We start from the raw sequence: 16408 nt of genomic DNA, 5'->3' as shown, positions 1-16408 counted from the left end.
GGCCTGCCGCGAGATCGCGGCGAGGGCCGGCGGGCTCGCCGCCCCGACCTGTCGGGGGGCCGGACTAGACTCGCGGCGTGGCAGGCCGGATCAGTGATGAGGACATCGCGCTCGTACGGGAGCGCTCACCGATCGCCGACATCGTGGGCGAGCACATCCAGCTCCGCAACGCGGGCGGCGGCAATCTGAAAGGGCTCTGCCCCTTCCATGAGGAGAAGAGCCCGTCCTTCAACGTGACCCCCACCCGGGGGTACTGGTACTGCTTCGGCTGCGCCGAGGGCGGTGACGTCATCACTTTCGTCCGGCGCCTGGAGCATCTGTCGTTCGGCGAGGCGGTCGAGCGGCTGGCCAACCGGGCGGGCGTCCAGCTCCGCTACGAGCAGGGCGGTTACGTCCCCGGGCGAGAGCAGGGCGAGCGCATCCGCCTGGTCGAGGCCCACCGGGCGGCGGCGGAGTTCTACGTCTCGAAGCTGTCCGCCCCCGACGCCGCGATCGGGCGCAGGTTCCTGTCGGAACGCGGGTTCGAGCGGGTCGACGCCGAGCGCTTCGGCGTCGGGTACGCCCCCGCCGAGTGGGAGGCCCTCTCGCGGCACCTGATGGCCCGGGGTTTCACCAGCGCGGAGCTGATCAGGGGCGGGCTGGCCAAGGAGGGGCGGCGCGGCCCGATCGACCGCTTCAGGGGACGGCTGGTCTGGCCCATCCGCGATATAACCGGCGACGTCATCGGTTTCGGCGCACGGAAATTGAACGAGGCCGAAGACGGGCCGAAATACCTGAACACCCCGGAAAGCCCTCTTTACAAGAAAAGCGAGGTCCTCTACGGCGTCGACCTGGCCAAGCGCGAGATCTCCAAGCGCTCCCAGGCCGTGATCGTCGAGGGCTACACCGACGTGATGGCCTGCCACCTGTCGGGCGTGCCGACGGCGGTGGCCACCTGCGGCACCGCGTTCGGCGAGGAGCACATCAAGGTGCTCCGGCGGCTGCTGCTCGACCAGTCGGGGTCGCAGGGCGAGGTGGTCTTCACCTTCGACGGCGACGCGGCGGGCCAGAAGGCGGCCCTGCGCGCCTTCGCCGACGAGCAGAAGTTCGTCACCCAGACCTTCGTCGCGGTGCAGGCCGACGGCCTCGACCCGTGCGACCTGCGCATCAGGCACGGCGAGGCGGCCGTGCGCGACCTGATCGCCGGGCGCGAGCCGCTGTTCGCGTTCGCCATCCGCAGCGTGATCTCCCGCTACGACGTGAGCACCAACGAGGGACGGCTCTCCGCCCTCGACGCCGCTGCCCCCATCGTGGCCGGTATCAAGGACAGGTCCCTGCGCCAGCTGTACGCCGTCGACCTCGACCGGTGGCTGGGTTTCAACAACGAGCGCTTCGTCCTCGACCGGATCACCGAGGTCTCCGCGGCGGCCCAGCCGCGCGCCCAGCGCCCCGCGGGGCCCCGCAAGGTCGCCGACCTCACCGATCCCGGCGTCCGGACCGAGGCGGAGGTGCTGCGGCTGGCCGTGCAGCGTCCCGCGCTGCTCGGCCCGGGATTCGAGGCGCTGGGAGCGGAGGCGTTCACGCTTCCCGAGCACGCGGCCCTCTACAGGCTGATCGTCGACTCCGGCGGCACCGCCACGGCGGGGCAGGGCGGGCGCGAGTGGGTCGACCTGCTGCTCCGCGGGGCCGAGGACTCCCTGCGCGGGGTCGTCACCCGGTTCGCCGTCGAGGAGCTCCGGGCCGACCTGGCGAGCGAGGAGCGTTACGCCTCGGCCATGCTGGCGGCCCTGGAGCTCGTCTCGGTGGCGCGGGCCATCGAGCAGCTCAAGTCGAGAATGCAGCGGACGAACCCGGTCGACGAGCAGCAGGAGTACAACCGCCTGTTCGGAGAGCTGGTTGCGCTGGAACAGCAGCGGCGCGTGCTCAAGGATCGCGCCGCCGGGAGCTGACGGCGTAAATGGCATTAATATCCGCGGGCTGATTACACCAAACCCGAATAAGGTCTCGATCCGATAATGATCGTGGCCTTACCTCCGGTGACAAAAATAGGTCTGCCATTTAGGGGACCCAATACAGCAGACTGTCTCCCGTGGGTGCATCGGTGCTGCCAAGTGGGCCGCCATCGGTAGACCAGGTGGCCGACCTCGTTACGAAGGGAAGAGAGCGCGGAAGCGTCACGGTCGATGACGTGGCCGCCGCTCTCGACAAGTCCGAGCTGCCGTCCGACGCGCTCGAACGCGTCGTCCGTATGCTCGCCGAGCACGGAGTGGAGGTCCTTGAGCCCCAGGGCGACGAGGAGCCCGCCCGGCCCGATGAGGAGGATGTCGGGAAAAGGGCCCCGACCAGCGATCTTGTCCGTATATACCTGCGGGAGATCGGTCGCGTGCCCCTGCTCACGGCCGAGGAGGAGGTGGAACTCGCCAAGTCCATCGAGGCGGGCCTGTTCGCCGAGGACAAACTGACCAGCGTCGTCTCGCGTCTGGTCTTCCCGGAGTTCAAGGAGCTCGCCTGGCAGGGCACGCGGGCCAAGCAGCGGCTGATCGAGGCCAATCTGCGGCTGGTGGTGTCAATCGCCAAAAGGTATGTGGGACGAGGGATGCTGTTCCTGGATCTTATCCAGGAGGGCAACCTCGGGCTCATCCGGGCGGTCGAGAAATTCGACTACACCAAGGGCTACAAGTTCTCCACATATGCGACCTGGTGGATTCGCCAGGCGATCACCAGGGCCATCGCGGACCAGGCGCGCACCATTCGGATTCCGGTGCACATGGTCGAGACGATCAACAAGCTGGTACGGGTCCAGCGCCAGCTCCACCAGGACCTCGGCCGCGAGCCCGCGCCCGAGGAGATCGCCATGGAGATGGACCTGCCGATCGACAGGGTGATCGAGATCCAGCGGATCGCCCAGGAGCCGGTCTCGCTCCAGTCGCCGATCGGCGAGGAGGACTCCGACCTCGGAGACTTCATCGAGGACGCCGACGCGGTGGTGCCGATGGAGGCGGCGGCCTTCATCATGCTGCAGGACCAGCTCGACGACATCCTCGCGACCCTCTCCGACCGCGAGCAGCGCATCATCCAGCTGCGCTTCGGGCTCGCGGACGGCCATCCCCGGACCCTGGAGGAGGTCGGCAGGGAGTTCGGCGTGACGCGCGAGCGCATCCGGCAGATCGAGTCCAAGACCCTCGCCAAGCTCCGGCACCCGACGAGGGCGCAGATGCTTCGCGACTACCTCGACTGAGGAGCCACACGGCGCGGGCCCCGGGAACCTTCGTTCCCGGGGCCCGCGCCGTTTCCGGGGGTTGCGGCGTCGCCGTGGTCACCTCTGTTTCTGTGATCATCCGTTGCCGTGGTCACCTCTGTCGCCGTGATCATCTGTCGTCGTGGCCATCCGTCCGGGGAACCGTTTCCCGGACCCGCGCTGTTCTCGCCGAGCGCCCGGCAGTCCCTTGTTTTCAGGACCCCGCGCCGTCGCGGGGTGCCGCGCGCGGGCCCTCCCTGGCGCATTCGAGGCGGGCCGGACTGTTTTCCTGGCCGATACAGGCGCAGACTGGGCGGATGGAGTCGCGAGCGGCGGTTGACGACGCCGCGCTCGGGCGCGAGGCGTGGTCCGTGCTCGACGCGAACTGGACGGGGTCCGCGACCGTTCCCGCGCCGGGCCTCTACCCCCACCAGTGGAACTGGGACTCCACCTTCGTCGCGATGGGCCTGGCCCGCTGGGACACCCGCAGGGCCGGTACCGAGCTGATCAGCCTGCTGGCGGGGCAGTGGGGCACCGGGATGGTGCCGCACATCGTCTTCCACCCCGTCCACGCGGAGGGCTACTTTCCCGGCCCCTCCGTCTGGCGCTCCCAGAACCACCCGGCCTCTCCCCGCGCCGTGTGCACCTCCGGGCTGACACAACCGCCTCTGCACGCGCTGGCCCTGTGGTGGATATGGCGGCACGCGGCCGACCGCGACACGGCCGTGGCCCTCGTACGGCGGCTCTACCCGATGCTGGCCGCCCAGCACGACTACCTCGCCACGTCCAGGGACCTCGGCGGGGGAGGGCTGGCCGCGATCGTGCACCCGTGGGAGTCGGGGATGGACGACAGCCCCGCCTGGGACACGGCGCTGGAGGCGCTGCCCCCGGTCCGCCACCCCTATCACCGGCGCGAGGAGTCCTCCGACCGGCATCCCGACAGCCGCCACGACCGCTACATGGCGCTCGTCCTGGGCTACCGGGACTCCGGCTACGATCCGGCCTACCTGCGAGACGAGCACCCGTTCGCGGTCGAGGACCCGATGTTCAACGGGATCTGGCTCGCCTCCTGCCAGGCTCTCGCCGAGCTGGCCCCGGTGGCGGGCGCGGACGCGGGCCCGTACCGGGAGGCGGTGGAGCGGATCCGTGCGGCGCTGCTGGAACGTCTCTGGGACGACGGCGTCTTCCGCGCCCGCGACCTGCGTGGCGGGCGGCTCAGCCCCGTGTGCACGATCGGCTGCTTCGGGCCGATGCTCGACCAGGGGATGCCCGGCGAGCGGGTCGCGGAGCTGGTGAGGGTGCTGGAGTCGGCCCGTTTCATGGGGGCCGCCGGATATCCGGTGCCGAGCTGCGAGATCCGCGCCCAGCAGTTCGACCGGTCCTGCTACTGGCGCGGGCCGTCCTGGGTGAACACCAACTGGCTGCTGCGGCGGGCGGCGGCCGCGCACGACCTGGCGGGGCTGGTGCGGCTGCTCGGCTCGGGCACCCTGCGCCTCGTACGGCAGGCGGGTTTTCGCGAGTGCTTCGACCCCTTCGACGGCAGCGGGCGGGGCAGCCGGGACTTCTCCTGGTCGGCCGCGCTCACCCTCGACCTGCTGGCGGATACCGTGGAACGGTGAAGCTCTTCAATCGCACGCCCTCCGAGGTCCGCGCGGCCGTCGTCCCGGGCGACCGGGTGCTCGCCTACGCCGAGGGGCCTGACGGCTACGTGATCGCCGCCGACAAGGCCCTCTACATGGGCGGTGAGCGCCTGCCCTGGTTCCAGGTGGATCGCGGGGTGTGGGACGAGGAGGGGCTGACGGTCGGCACCACCGACGGGCGCTCGCACCGGGCGCTGCTGCCCGCGCCCGGCCGGATCCCCGAGGCCGTGCGGGAGCGGGTGACCGCCTCGATCGTGGTCAACCAGTACGTCCCGCTGGACGCGCGAGGGGGAGTGCGGCTGGTGGCGAGGAAGACCGACGCTGACCGGCTGATCTGGGAGTTCGTCTTCGACTCCGGCCTCGATCCGGACGACCCCGGCCTGCGCGCCATGGCGGAGCAGGCGCTCGAGGAGACACGCCGGAGCTTCGGCGTCTGAGCGTCCCGGGGCCGGGGCCGGGAGCCCGTACGAAGATGCTTCGTTCCCGTGTGGATCGGGCTCGCGTGTGGATCGGGCTCCCGTACGGATCGGGCTCCCGTACGGACCCGGTTTCCGGGCGGGCATGGGCCAGGGAGCGTGTGAGATCGGCCCCGGGCACGCGAAAGGCCCCCGGAGGGGCCTTTCGCACCGGCGGGCCGTGTCCGGCCCGTGGGCGCCGACGGGACGGCGGGAAGATCAGTAGGGCGCGTTGGTCCTCTGGTTGTCCGGCCAGCCGGTGCCCGTCTCGTCGTGCTCCTCGCCGTGCCAGCCGTTGGCCGAGCGCAGGAACGGCAGCCGGTTCCTGGCCACGTCGCTCACCTTGGTCCTCGCCACGTCCGTCGCCTGGGAGACCTTGGCGCCCATCAGGCCGGCAGTCTCCTGCACGGCGGGGTTGTCGGAGACCCGCTGGGCCAGCCGCTTGATCTGCTCGTAACGTTCCCGGCCGGCGCGGCTCCCCAGGATGTAGCCGACCGCGAACCCCACCCCGAGCATCAATCGATAACGCATGTCCACCTCCACAAGCATGTTCCGCGGACCCTGTCCTGTGATCACTCGCGGATGCCTCGTCTCGCACCTACCCCGGAGTATCGATGCGACACACACCCATGGAGTGCGCTAATCTATTCCTGCGCCGCAAGGAACGGGGAACATCCGGTCCGACCAGCGCAAAGAGCAATCCCGTGTAGCTCAATCGGCAGAGCAGCCGGCTGTTAACCGGCAGGTTATAGGTTCGAGTCCTATCGCGGGAGCCAGTTGAAAGGCCCCGGAAGCCCAGCTTCCGGGGCCTTCGCCGTCTCCTGTCCTGATTCAGACAACCTCTCGCGTCCTGATTCGCCGGACAAACCACGGTGAATCACAGAAAATAGGGGACGCCGCGCTCGGTGCCGCCCTGATCGCGGTGAGTGAGCCGATGCGCGGTTGCCGCGGACAACAGCCGATCGCAGCGGGGAAGGGCCGCCGCGTTCAGGGCACCGCGCCGCCCGGAACGGTCGTCGTGCCCGTGAGCCACAATTGGTGGTTTTTCTGTGCTGACCTGGCGAAGGTCCCGGCGGCGTGCGCCGGATCCGATCTCCGGCGTCCCCGGCGTCCTGGGTGTTCTCGGTGTTTCCGGTGTGCCGGGCGTTTCCGCTGTTTCCGGTGTTCCCGGTGGCGTCCCGGAGGTGCTCCCGGTCGACGTGGCGGCGGCCGAGGACTACCTCAGGCTGTTCCACACGGAGAATCCCGGGGCGGGAGTCCTGCGGGAACGCCTGCGTGAGGTCCGGCAGGAGATCGCCAGGACCGGGACGTACACTCACACCCCCAACGAGCTGACCTTCGGCGCCAGGGTGGCCTGGCGCAACAGCGGCAGGTGCATCGGGCGCCTGTACTGGCGCTCGCTCCGGGTGCGCGACCGGCGGCACGTCACCACGGCCGAGGGGGTCGCCGTCGAGTGCGTGAACCACCTGCGGGACGCGGCGCCGAGCCGCCGCATCCGCCCGACGATCACCGTGTTCCCCCAGGATCGGCCGGGGGCTCCGGGGCCGCGGATCTGGAACGAGCAGCTCATCCGCTACGCCGGGTACGTGAGGGAGGACGGCTCGGTCGTCGGCGACCCCCGCTACACCGGTTTCACCGCGATGCTGCGCGAGTTCGGCTGGCCCGGCGGTCCCGGAAGTCCCTTCGACGTCCTCCCGCTGGCGATCTCGATGGGGGACGGGCCGCCGCTGCTCTCCACGATCCCCGGCGACGCCGTGCTGGAGGTCGCGCTCTCGCACCCGACCCACCCGTGGTTCGAGCAGCTGGGGCTGCGCTGGCACGCGGTGCCGGTCATCTCGAACATGTGCCTGGAGATCGGCGGGATCTGCTACCGGGCGGCGCCGTTCAACGGCTGGTACATGGGCACCGAGATCGGCGCCCGCAACCTGGCCGACGCCGACCGCTACGACCTGATGCCGGTGATCGCCGAACGCATGGGGCTGGACATCGGCAGTGACCGCTCGCTCTGGCGGGACTACGCGCTGGTGGAGCTGAACGTGGCGGTCCTGCACTCCTTCGAGCGGGCGGGGGTGACGATGACGGACCACCACACCGAGTCCAGGCATTTCCTGATGCATCTGGAGCGCGAGGAGAGGGAGGGGAGGGTCTGCCCGGCCGACTGGACCTGGATCGTGCCCCCCATGTCGGCGTCGGCCACGCCGGTCTTCCACCGCTACTACGAGGATCGGCGGCTGTCGCCGAACTTCGTCCACCATCCGGACTCCCTGGAGCGTGCGCTCGGTCACTGGACTGCAACAGGGGGTTAATCCGGAGGAAACGTACCGGCGATGCACTTGCAGTGACCCACCTCATGGTGGGGCGCACCTAGGGTTCCGCCGCCGCCGACGCCGGGCGTCACGATCGTGAGGCCGTACGGCGTCGGCGCGGGACTGGTCCGAGAGGTGCAGGCGGCCGCGTGGCCGTTCCACGGCGGGACAAAAGCCCGGGAGGCCGGCCGACCCCGGCTGCCCTCCGGCCGGGTTCCGAGCTGATCGGAGCTCCATGCACTGGCACCCGTCCGCTTCCGACCCCGCCCGCCAGGGCCCTTCCGGCTCGGCCCCCTCGGGCCCCGACCGGTACGGCCCCGAGGCCCGTTTCGCCGTCGACCGCGAGGCCGAACTGCCCACCACCAACTGGGAACGTGAGGTCGCCTGGGCACTGGAGGTGGGCCTGCAGGGCGCCGACTCCATCGTCGACCGGCGCATCCCGACCTTCTCCCGGGGAGAACTGCCGCACTTCGCGGGGATCAACACCTTCCTCAAGGCCCCGTACGTCGAGGACGTGCGGCGCTGCGGCGCGTACGACGTGGCGATCCTGGGCGCGCCGTTCGACGGCGGCACGACCTACCGCTCGGGCACCCGCTTCGGCCCGCAGGGCATCAGGAAGATCTCCGCCCTGTACGGCCCCTACAGCTTCGAACTGGGGGTGGACCTGCGCGAGTCGATCACGATGGCCGATCTCGGGGACGTGTTCACCATCCCCGGCAACATCGAGAAGACCTTCGACCAGATCTCCAAGGCCGTCTCGCACGTCTACTCCAGCGGGGCGTTCCCGGTCGTCCTGGGCGGCGACCACTCCATCGGGTACCCGACCGTGCGCGGCGTGGCCGAGCACCTGTCGGGCAACCTCGGGATCATCCACTTCGACCGGCACGTGGACACCCAGGAGACCGACCTCGACGAGCGCATGCACACCACGCCGTGGTTCCACGCCACCGACATCCCCAACGTGCCGCCGCAGAACCTGGTGCAGATCGGCATCGGCGGCTGGCAGGCGCCCAGGCCGGGGGTGAAGGTCGGCCGCGAGCGCGGCACCACGATCATGACGGTCACCGACTGCGTGGAGATGGGCATCGAGGCGGCGGCCGAGCGCGCGCTGGAGGTCGCCTGGAAGGACGCCGAGGCCGTGTGGCTCTCCTTCGACGTCGACTGCCTGGACGCCGCGTTCGTTCCCGGCACCGGCTGGCCGGAACCCGGCGGCTTCCTGCCGCGCGAGGTCCTGAAGTTCATCCAGATCATCGCCGACGCGGCGCCGCTGGCCGGGATCGAGGTCGTGGAGTGCTCGCCGCCCTACGACAACGCGGAGATCACCTCGCTGATCGCCACCCGCGTCATCTGCGACACCCTCGGCTGCCTGGTCCGTTCCGGGCACCTGCCCGCGAGGAAGGGAGCCTCCTGATGCTCCGCCGCCTGCTCGTCACCCTCCTGCTCGTCCCCCGCCGTCCGCCGGTCTCGTTCCGCCCGCTCGGCCTGATCGGTTCGCTCCGTTCGCTCGGTTCGTTGCGTTCGCTCCGGTCGCCGGTCTCGTTCCGCCTGCTCGTCCCGCTCTGCCTGCTCGCCGTCTGCGCGGCGTGCGCGTCCACCCCGGGCGGGGCCGCCGAGCCTGCCGCGTCCGGCGGGAAGAAGGCCCTCACGCTGGGCTTCTCCGCCTGGCCCGGCTGGTTTCCCTGGCAGGTCGCCGAGGAGAAGGGGCTGTTCGCCAAGAACGGCCTCGATGTCGAGCTGAAGTACTTCGACAGCTACACCGACAGCCTGACCGCGCTGGCCACCGGCAACGTCGACGCCAACAGCCAGACGCTCAACGACACCATCGCCTCGGTGTCCGGCGGGGCGAAGCAGACGATCGTGCTGGTCAACGACAACTCCACCGGCAACGACCAGATCATCGCCAGGTCCGGCATCTCCACGGTGGCCGACCTGAAGGGCAGGACCGTCGCGGCCGAGCAGGGAACGGTCGACCACTACCTGCTGCTGCTCGCGCTGCGGAAGGCGGGGCTGACCGAGAAGGACATCACCTTCAAGGCGCTGCCGACCGACGCCGCCGCCGCGGCCTTCAAGGCGGGCCAGGTGGACGCGGTCGGCGTGTTCGCGCCCTTCACCACCACCGCACTGGAACTGCCCGGTTCCACGGCCATCGCCACCTCCAAGGACTTCCCCGGCGCCATCCCCGACCACCTGGTGGTGGCCGCCTCGCTGGTCGCCGAGCGGCCACAGGAGGTACAGGCGCTGGTGAAGACCTGGTTCGAGACCCTGGAGTGGATCGCCGCCGACAAGGCCGGCGCCACCGCGATCATGGCCAAGCGGGCGGGGGTGAGCGAGGCCGACTACGCGAGCTACGACGCGGGGACCACGATCTTCTCCCTGGAGGACAACCTCGCCGCCTTCGAACCCGGTGACACCGGCGACCACCTCGGCAACCAGGCCTCCCTGATCGCGAAGTTCCTCGTTGACTCGGGCCTGGCCGACACCGAGCCGTCGCTGGACGGCCTGTTCGAGCCGAAGTTCGTCAGGAGTCTCAAGCCGTGAGCGCTGTGAACGCCCTGAGAGCGGGAGCGCCGTGAGAGCCGAAGGAACCGTGAGAGCGGGAGCGCCGACATGGAGACAACGCCGGGCGACGACCGGTTGCGGCCCGGGCGGGTCCAGCTCGCCCTGCTCGCCGCCCGGAAGGTCGAGGCCCTGATGGGCGCGCGGACCGCGGAGCCCGTCGCGCCTCCCGACGCGGGACGGCGGGGCTGGGAGCCGCTGCCCCGGCGCCCGGACCGGCCGGGACGCCTCCGGAGACGAGGTCCGGGCTCCGGCACCGGGCCGTCAGGAGGGCCGGGCCCGTCCGCCCGGGCCCGCTGGGGTCTGCGAGCGGCCTCGGTGCTGGTCCCGCTCGTCCTCTGGGCCGCCGTCAGCATGGCGGAGCTGGTCGATCCCACCTTCCTGCCCTCCCCGCTGGCCGTCCTGGAGGCGTTCGCGGAGATGCTGGGCACCGGACAGCTGCTCGACGACACCCTCGCCAGCCTCGGCAGGGTCGGGGCCGGGTTCGGGCTGGCGGTGCTGATCTCGGTGCCGCTGGGCGTCGCGATGGGTACCTCGGCCGTGGCGCTGGCTCTGCTGGAACCGGCCGTCGGCCTGCTCCGTTACATGCCGGCCGCCGCCTTCATCCCCCTGCTGATCATCTGGCTGGGCCTCGGCGAGCCCTCCAAGATCGCGATCCTCGTGCTGGGCGTGGTGTTCTTCAACACGCTGATGGTCGCCGACGCCGTACGGCGGGTGCCCGGCGAGCTGGGCCAGGCCGCGGCCACCCTCGGCGCCCGGCGCGGCGAGATCCTCAGGAAGGTGACCTGGCCGTACGCGCTCCCGGCGGTCGTGGACGCGGCGCGGATCAACGCCGCCGCCGCGTGGAACTTCGTGGTGGTGGCCGAGCTCATCGCCGCCGAGTCGGGGCTCGGCTACCGGATCGTCCGGGCCCAGCGGTTCCTGCAGACCGACAAGATCTTCGCGGTGCTCATCGTGATCGGGATCGTCGGGCTGCTGATCGACGTCGCGCTGCGCGTCCTGCGCGATCGTCTCGGGAGGTGGGTGGTGTGAGGTCCGTGCCGTGGAATCGCGTCGGGAGAAGTGGCCGACCGGAAAGGTGGACGGCATGATCCTCGCGCTGCGCGGCGTGGCCAAGGATTACGGGGCCACGCGCGTCCTGGACGGCATCGACCTGTCGATGGAGCCGGGCGAGTTCGTGTGCGTGGTCGGGGCGAGCGGCTCCGGCAAGTCGACGCTGCTTTCGATGATCGCCGGGCTCACCCCGGCGAGTGCGGGATCCATCTCACTCGGCGGGGCACCCGTCACCGGCCCGGGTCCCGAGCGCGGGCTGGTCTTCCAGTCGGGCGCGCTGTTCCCCTTCCTCACCGTCGCCGAGAACGTGGCCTTCGGGCTGCGGCTGCTGCCGATCTCCAGGGCGGACAGGGAGCGGCGGGTCCGCTGGTATCTCGGCGAGGTCGGGCTGTCGTCCCTGGCGGGCGCGCTGCCCCGGCAGCTGTCCGGCGGGCAGCGCCAGCGGGTGGCGATCGCCAGGGCGCTGGCGTGCGAGCCGGCCGTGCTGCTGCTGGACGAGCCCTTCGGGGCGCTGGACGTACAGACCAAGGAGGACATGCAGCTCTTCCTGCGCGAGGTGTGGCGTGACACGGGCACGACCGTGCTGATGGTCACCCACGACATAGAGGAGGCCGTCCTGCTCGCCCAGCGGGTGCTCGTCTTCGCCTGCGGCCCCGGCAGGGTCGCCGCCGAGGTGCCGATCGACCTGCCCGCCTACCGGGCCCTCACGGTCAAGCGCACCTCCTCCTTCCTCGGCCTGCGCGCCACGATCGAGGATCTGGTCCGCTCGCACATGCTGACGCCGGAGAGGGAAAAGGTGTAGAACGATATTCTGTGGCTCTCCGGGCGGGGAGCCCCCGGCGGGCTTTCGAAGGGGGATGCGGGATGGTCGATCTGGTGCTGTCGTCGATCGAGCGGGGCGTGCTGACGCTGACGTTCAACCGCCCGGACCGGCTCAACGCCTGGACCGACGAGATGGGCCGCCGCTACTTCGACCAGCTGGCCGAGGCCGAGAAGGACCCCGAGGTCCGGGTGATCGTGGTCACCGGCGCGGGCAGGGGGTTCTGCGCCGGCGCGGACTTCCAGACGCTCACCGCCCTCCAGGACGGCTCCTACGCGGGGCAGCCCGACCCACGCCCCACCACCTTCCCGACCACGATCCGCAAACCGATCATCGCCGCCGTCAACGGTGCCTGCGCCGGGCTCGGCATGGTCCACGCCCTGCTCTGCGACCTGGTCTTCACGGCCGCCGACGCCAAGTGGACCACCGCCTTCGCCCGGCGCGGCCTGATCGCCGAGTACGGCATCTCGTGGATCCTGCCCCGCCTGGCCGGCCAGGCCAGGGCCATGGACCTGCTGCTGTCGGGCCGGACCTTCACCGGCGCCGAGGCGTACGAGCTGGGTCTGGCCGGCCGGGCGGTGCCGGGGGAGAGGCTGATGGAGGAGACGCTGGCCTACGCCCGCGAGCTGGCAACGCACAGTTCCCCGGCCTCGATGGCCGTGATCAAGCGTCAGATCTGGGGCGACTGGCAGCAGAGCCTGGAGACGTCCGAGTCGGCCGCGACGCGTCTGATGGCCCAGTCCTTCACCCGGCCGGACTTCGTCGAGGGCGTCGCCAGCTTCGTCGAGCGCCGCGCGCCCGGTTTCCCTCCCCTGTAGGCCCTCGCGGGCGGGGCCGGTGGTGTCCCGTTCCGTACGGAACGGGACACCACCGGTGCGGACGCGACGCCGCTGAGGGGCGGCGGGCCTGCTTCCGGTACGGGCGGGGCGCGGCCGTCGAGGGTCAGGCGGGCGGCTTTCCGGTCACGAGCACCGCGAGGCCGTCGAGGATGCGGTCCATGCCGAAGACGAACTCGTCGTCGGGGCCGCCGGGCCTGTCGAAGACCCGGGCTTGGAGAAGCTCGTGGATCTCGGGGAAGCGCCGGGCGTCGGTGAGCCTGGCGAGCGACCGGCCGTAGCCGGACAGCGCCTCCTCGTCGGTGACCTGGGAGGCGTCGAAGGCGTTCTGGAGATCGGACAGGAGCGCCACCTCGGTCCTGACGAAGCCGTTGACCAGCAGCAGCGCCGCCAGCTTCGTGTCCGGGTCCAGTCCGGTGCCGCGCAGGCAGCGCAGCCCGGCCTCCATCCAGGCGACGTGGTTCGGCATGATTCCCGGGCCCGTGATGGGGATGCGCAACGACCAGGGGTGCTCCCGCAGGGCGGCGCGCATGGCGGCGGCCCACCGGTAGACGCCCTGGCGCCAGTCGTCGCCCGGCTCGGGGAGCGGGGGAGGCGGGCCGACCACCGCGTCCGTGATGAGCATGAGCAGGTCGTCCTTGGACGAGACGTAGCGGTAGAGCGCCATCGTGGAGACGTCGAGCTCGGCGGCGATCTTGCTCATCGAGACCGCGGCGAGCCCCTCCGCGGAGCCCACCCGCAGGGCCGCCTCCACGATGTGCTCCAGGCTCAAGGTGCGTTTGGGCCCCTTGCCCGGCCGCTCGCGCAGGCCCCAGGCGATCTCCACGCTCTCCGGCACTTCCATCGCGCTCCCGGGCTTGACCGTCCTTTTCTGTGAGTGTATACCTTACGCAATACCGCGTATGCCATAAACAGTAGAGCGTACGCCATACGCAGGAGGAGTAGTGGAACCAGCGATAGAGGTGGTCGGCCTCACCAAGTCCTACGGCCGGGTCGCCGTCCTGACCGGCGTCGACCTGCGCGTCGCCGGGGGTAGCGTGTACGCGCTGCTCGGTTCCAACGGCGCGGGCAAGACGACGACCGTGCGCACCCTGGCGACGCTGGTCACGCCGGACGCGGGACGGGCCACGGTCGCCGGGTTCGACGTCGTGCGCGACCGCCGTCACGTCCGCCGCGCCATCAGCCTGACCGGCCAGCACGCGGCGGTCGACGAGCTGCTGACCGGCGAGGAGAACCTCCGGATGATGGGCCGCCTGTCCGGCCTGTCACGCGGCGGGGCCCGCCGCAGGGCGGCCGAGCTGCTGGAGCGGTTCGACCTGGTCGAGGCGGGGAAGCGGCGGGTCGGCACGTACTCGGGCGGCATGTGGCGACGCCTGGACCTGGCCGCGGGACTGGTCGGCGCGCCGTCGGTGATCTTTCTCGACGAGCCGACCACGGGACTCGACGTACGGAGCAGGCAGGCGATGTGGGAGGTGATCACCCGCCTCGCCGGCTCGGGCACCACGGTCTTTCTGACCACCCAGTACCTGGAGGAGGCCGACAGCCTGGCCGACAGGATCGCGCTGCTCGACGGCGGGCGGGTGGTGGCGGAGGGCACCGCCGACGAGCTCAAGGCGAGGGTCGCCACCTGGAGGCTGGACCTCGTCCTGTCGGACGCCCGGTCGTTCGCCGAGGTGACGCGCCTCCTCGGGGCGCGTGCCGTCCACACCGATCTCCTCAGGCTGACCGTGGAGGCGGCCACCGACGGGAGCGCCGCGAGCATCCGCGCCCTACTGGACGAGGTGGACCCGGGGCGTTCGGCGGTCGAGAGGTTCACTGTGCGCGGTGCCACGCTCGACGACGCGTTCCTCGCGCTGACGAACAGGGAGCGGGCCGGTGTCTGACCTCGTCGCCTGGCCGGTGATGACCGGTCGCGCCGTCCGCCTGTCGCTGCGCAACCTCGACGCGCTGTTCACCTCGTTCCTGATGCCCGTCCTGGTCATGCTGCTGTTCGTCTACCTGTTCGGCGGCGCGATCCAGACCGGCGTCGACTACGTCACCTACGCCGTCCCCGGCATCCTCGTCATGTGCGCCTCCTACGGCGCCTCCTTGACCGCGGTCGCCGTCAGCCAGGACATGAGCCGGGGGATCGTCGACAGGTTCAGGGCGATGGACGTCGGCGGCGGGGCGTTCCTGGGCGGGCACGTGGCCGCCAGCACCGTGCGCAACCTCACCTCGCTCGTCATCGTGTTCGCCGTCGCGTTCCTGCTCGGCTTCCGGACGGAGGCGGACCTGGCCGGCTGGGCCGCGGCGGTGGGCATCCTGGTGGTGTTCGTCCTGGCCATCTCCGCGGTCTCGGCCGTGGTCGGCCTGCTGTCCAGGACGCCGGAGGCGGCGGGCGGTTTCACCTTCCTCGTGATGTTCCTGCCCTACCCGAGCAGCGCCTTCGTCCCGGTGCGCACCATGCCCGAGTGGCTGCACGGATTCGCGGAGAACCAGCCGGCCACGCCGATCATCGAGTCCGTGCGCGGCCTGCTGCTCGGCCAGCCCGTGGGGAACGACCCATGGAAGGCCCTGGCCTGGTGCGGCGGTTTCCTGCTGGTCTCGGGGCTCCTCTCCGGCAGGCTGTTCCGCCGCCGCGCCCGCTGAGAGCACGGGGGGCGCCGAGAGCGCGGGGGGCGCCGAGAGTGGCCGTGGCGGGGGCACCGAGGGGGCGCCCTCGCCACGGCCGGCCCGTACGGGACGCGTCGCGCCGGAGACCGCCGGGCCCCGGGTGAGCGGGCCCGGCGGTCCGGGTTTCGGGGGCCGGAGCCCGGGTGGCCGGACTTGGGCGACCGGCGTTCAGGTGACCAGGGTGAGCCAGTGCGGCGCGTCCCCGAAGGGGGCGGTGCGGGTGGTGACGGCCTCCATCAGCCAGGCGGCCGAGGCGCGGGCGCTCTCGACCACGTCGGGCGGGTAGGCGTACTTGACCCGGTGCTCCTCGAACTCGTCCTCGTCGTCCAGGAAGACCCGGTTCTGGCGGCCCTTCAGCAGGTTCCGGCGGCTCCGGATCACGTCGAGGTCCAGGTCGACCATGGTGACCTGGCCGTCGCTCCACTCCGGCACCGTGGAGATGTCGCAGTAGATCTCGTGCTTGTGCGGGGCGGCGTTGAAGGCGGCCGTCCACCAGGCGTCGCGGGGGAAGAGCATCACGAACGGGTGCGGACTGGGGATCGCGGGGCCGTCACCCTTGCGGCCGATGGAGTCGGCGAGGCATCCCGTCCACACCCCGTGCTCGTCCTCGCCGAGCAACAGGCCGCGATGGTGCCAGTGCAGTGACCCGTCGTACTTGCGGTAGACCACATTCACACTCTCGTAGGACATTCCCCGACACTAAGGCTTGACAGAGATCTATGTATTTCCTACCTTCTAAATAGGTTAAGAGTGTCAGTGAGAAGCCCCGGCTGGCTGACCGGCAACCCTCGCACCGCGGCGGGGTGCCCCCGGGGGAGACCTGGCGGCACGGTGGGCGTGCCGCAAGCGCGGACCCCTTCACCGGGGTCACCG

General features: G+C 70.7%; 15 protein-coding genes, 1 tRNA gene and 1 riboswitch. Of the genes, 13 read left to right on the top strand and 3 right to left on the bottom strand.

Going from position 1 to position 16408, the window contains the following annotated elements:
• Window positions 1-77: 77 nt before the first annotated feature.
• The 4 genes from dnaG (at window position 78) to ACSDR0_RS32080 (ending at window position 5294) form a co-directional block, all read left to right on the top strand.
• Window positions 78-1928, top strand: coding sequence for a DNA primase (gene dnaG / locus ACSDR0_RS32095; RefSeq protein WP_435292657.1), 1851 nt, complete (start codon window positions 78-80; stop codon window positions 1926-1928).
• A 152-nt stretch (window positions 1929-2080) separates the two neighbouring features.
• Window positions 2081-3217 carry an RNA polymerase sigma factor RpoD gene (rpoD, locus tag ACSDR0_RS32090; protein ID WP_435292675.1) on the top strand — a complete coding sequence of 379 codons (1137 nt, stop codon included), beginning with the start codon at window positions 2081-2083 and terminating at the stop codon, window positions 3215-3217.
• Window positions 3218-3534: 317 nt separating this feature from the next.
• A complete protein-coding gene (locus tag ACSDR0_RS32085; protein WP_435292656.1) occupies window positions 3535-4836 on the top strand; it encodes an MGH1-like glycoside hydrolase domain-containing protein in 1302 nt (433 codons plus the stop codon).
• Window positions 4833-5294: a hypothetical protein gene (locus ACSDR0_RS32080; protein WP_435292655.1), complete on the top strand. Its 462-nt coding sequence runs from the start codon at window positions 4833-4835 to the stop codon at window positions 5292-5294. Before ACSDR0_RS32085 ends, ACSDR0_RS32080 begins: the two co-directional genes overlap by 4 nt.
• 237 nt (window positions 5295-5531) lie before the next feature.
• Here the strand turns inward: ACSDR0_RS32080 and ACSDR0_RS32075 are convergent, their stop codons facing one another.
• A complete protein-coding gene (locus ACSDR0_RS32075; protein ID WP_435292654.1) occupies window positions 5532-5843 on the bottom strand; it encodes a YtxH domain-containing protein in 312 nt (103 codons plus the stop codon).
• Between the two features lie 169 nt (window positions 5844-6012).
• Between ACSDR0_RS32075 and ACSDR0_RS32070 the strand changes: the two genes are divergently transcribed.
• The 7 genes from ACSDR0_RS32070 to ACSDR0_RS32040 all read left to right on the top strand — a co-directional run bounded on the left by ACSDR0_RS32070 (window position 6013) and on the right by ACSDR0_RS32040 (window position 12865).
• Window positions 6013-6088 (top strand) — tRNA-Asn (locus tag ACSDR0_RS32070).
• Between the two features lie 408 nt (window positions 6089-6496).
• A complete protein-coding gene (locus tag ACSDR0_RS32065; protein ID WP_435292653.1) occupies window positions 6497-7618 on the top strand; it encodes a nitric oxide synthase oxygenase in 1122 nt (373 codons plus the stop codon).
• A 235-nt stretch (window positions 7619-7853) separates the two neighbouring features.
• Window positions 7854-9029: an agmatinase family protein gene (locus ACSDR0_RS32060; protein WP_435292652.1), complete on the top strand. Its 1176-nt coding sequence runs from the start codon at window positions 7854-7856 to the stop codon at window positions 9027-9029.
• A complete protein-coding gene (locus tag ACSDR0_RS32055; protein WP_435292651.1) occupies window positions 9029-10156 on the top strand; it encodes an ABC transporter substrate-binding protein in 1128 nt (375 codons plus the stop codon). The genes ACSDR0_RS32060 and ACSDR0_RS32055 overlap by 1 nt, the downstream gene beginning before the upstream one ends.
• A gap of 69 nt (window positions 10157-10225) precedes the next feature.
• The gene (locus ACSDR0_RS32050; RefSeq protein WP_435292650.1) at window positions 10226-11206 is read left to right on the top strand and encodes an ABC transporter permease; all 981 of its coding nucleotides are present in this window, start codon (window positions 10226-10228) and stop codon (window positions 11204-11206) included.
• Window positions 11207-11216: 10 nt separating this feature from the next.
• Complete coding sequence (locus tag ACSDR0_RS32045; RefSeq protein WP_435292649.1) at window positions 11217-12029, top strand: ABC transporter ATP-binding protein; 813 nt, start codon at window positions 11217-11219, stop codon at window positions 12027-12029.
• Between the two features lie 62 nt (window positions 12030-12091).
• Complete coding sequence (locus ACSDR0_RS32040; RefSeq protein WP_435292648.1) at window positions 12092-12865, top strand: enoyl-CoA hydratase; 774 nt, start codon at window positions 12092-12094, stop codon at window positions 12863-12865.
• 124 nt (window positions 12866-12989) lie between these two features.
• Here ACSDR0_RS32040 and ACSDR0_RS32035 read toward each other — a convergent pair whose 3' ends face one another.
• Entirely contained in the window at window positions 12990-13727 is a 738-nt protein-coding gene (locus ACSDR0_RS32035; protein ID WP_435292647.1) for a TetR/AcrR family transcriptional regulator, read from the bottom strand.
• 100 nt (window positions 13728-13827) lie between these two features.
• On the opposite strand from ACSDR0_RS32035, the gene ACSDR0_RS32030 reads away from it, so the two are divergent.
• Both ACSDR0_RS32030 and ACSDR0_RS32025 read left to right on the top strand, forming a co-directional pair.
• On the top strand, window positions 13828-14766 hold the full coding sequence (locus ACSDR0_RS32030) for an ATP-binding cassette domain-containing protein (RefSeq protein ID WP_435292646.1): 939 nt from the start codon (window positions 13828-13830) through the stop codon (window positions 14764-14766).
• On the top strand, window positions 14759-15511 hold the full coding sequence (locus ACSDR0_RS32025; protein WP_435292645.1) for an ABC transporter permease: 753 nt from the start codon (window positions 14759-14761) through the stop codon (window positions 15509-15511). The genes ACSDR0_RS32030 and ACSDR0_RS32025 overlap by 8 nt, the downstream gene beginning before the upstream one ends.
• 192 nt (window positions 15512-15703) lie before the next feature.
• Here ACSDR0_RS32025 and ACSDR0_RS32020 read toward each other — a convergent pair whose 3' ends face one another.
• The gene (locus tag ACSDR0_RS32020; RefSeq protein ID WP_435292644.1) at window positions 15704-16225 is read right to left on the bottom strand and encodes a DUF402 domain-containing protein; all 522 of its coding nucleotides are present in this window, start codon (window positions 16223-16225) and stop codon (window positions 15704-15706) included.
• Between the two features lie 52 nt (window positions 16226-16277).
• Window positions 16278-16390, top strand: a riboswitch (SAM riboswitch).
• The last annotated feature ends 18 nt before the right edge of the window (window positions 16391-16408 follow it).

The sequence above is a fragment of the Streptosporangium sp. G11 genome, from assembly GCF_051192615.1.
GTDB lineage: Bacteria > Actinomycetota > Actinomycetes > Streptosporangiales > Streptosporangiaceae > Streptosporangium.
Note: the sequence above shows the minus strand (reverse complement) of the source record. Positions and strands in the feature narration are given on the sequence as shown.

What these genes read in the sequence shown, in the direction of transcription:
- ACSDR0_RS32050 (WP_435292650.1), top strand. Translation starts at nt 10,226, where the DNA reads ATGGAGACAACGCCGGGCGACGACCGGTTGCGGCCCGGGCGGGTCCAG.
- ACSDR0_RS32040 (WP_435292648.1), top strand. Translation starts at nt 12,092, where the DNA reads ATGGTCGATCTGGTGCTGTCGTCGATCGAGCGGGGCGTGCTGACGCTG.
- ACSDR0_RS32075 (WP_435292654.1), bottom strand. Translation starts at nt 5,843, where the DNA reads ATGCGTTATCGATTGATGCTCGGGGTGGGGTTCGCGGTCGGCTACATC.
- ACSDR0_RS32055 (WP_435292651.1), top strand. Translation starts at nt 9,029, where the DNA reads ATGCTCCGCCGCCTGCTCGTCACCCTCCTGCTCGTCCCCCGCCGTCCG.
- ACSDR0_RS32020 (WP_435292644.1), bottom strand. Translation starts at nt 16,225, where the DNA reads ATGTCCTACGAGAGTGTGAATGTGGTCTACCGCAAGTACGACGGGTCA.
- ACSDR0_RS32035 (WP_435292647.1), bottom strand. Translation starts at nt 13,727, where the DNA reads ATGGAAGTGCCGGAGAGCGTGGAGATCGCCTGGGGCCTGCGCGAGCGG.
- ACSDR0_RS32060 (WP_435292652.1), top strand. Translation starts at nt 7,854, where the DNA reads ATGCACTGGCACCCGTCCGCTTCCGACCCCGCCCGCCAGGGCCCTTCC.
- ACSDR0_RS32085 (WP_435292656.1), top strand. Translation starts at nt 3,535, where the DNA reads ATGGAGTCGCGAGCGGCGGTTGACGACGCCGCGCTCGGGCGCGAGGCG.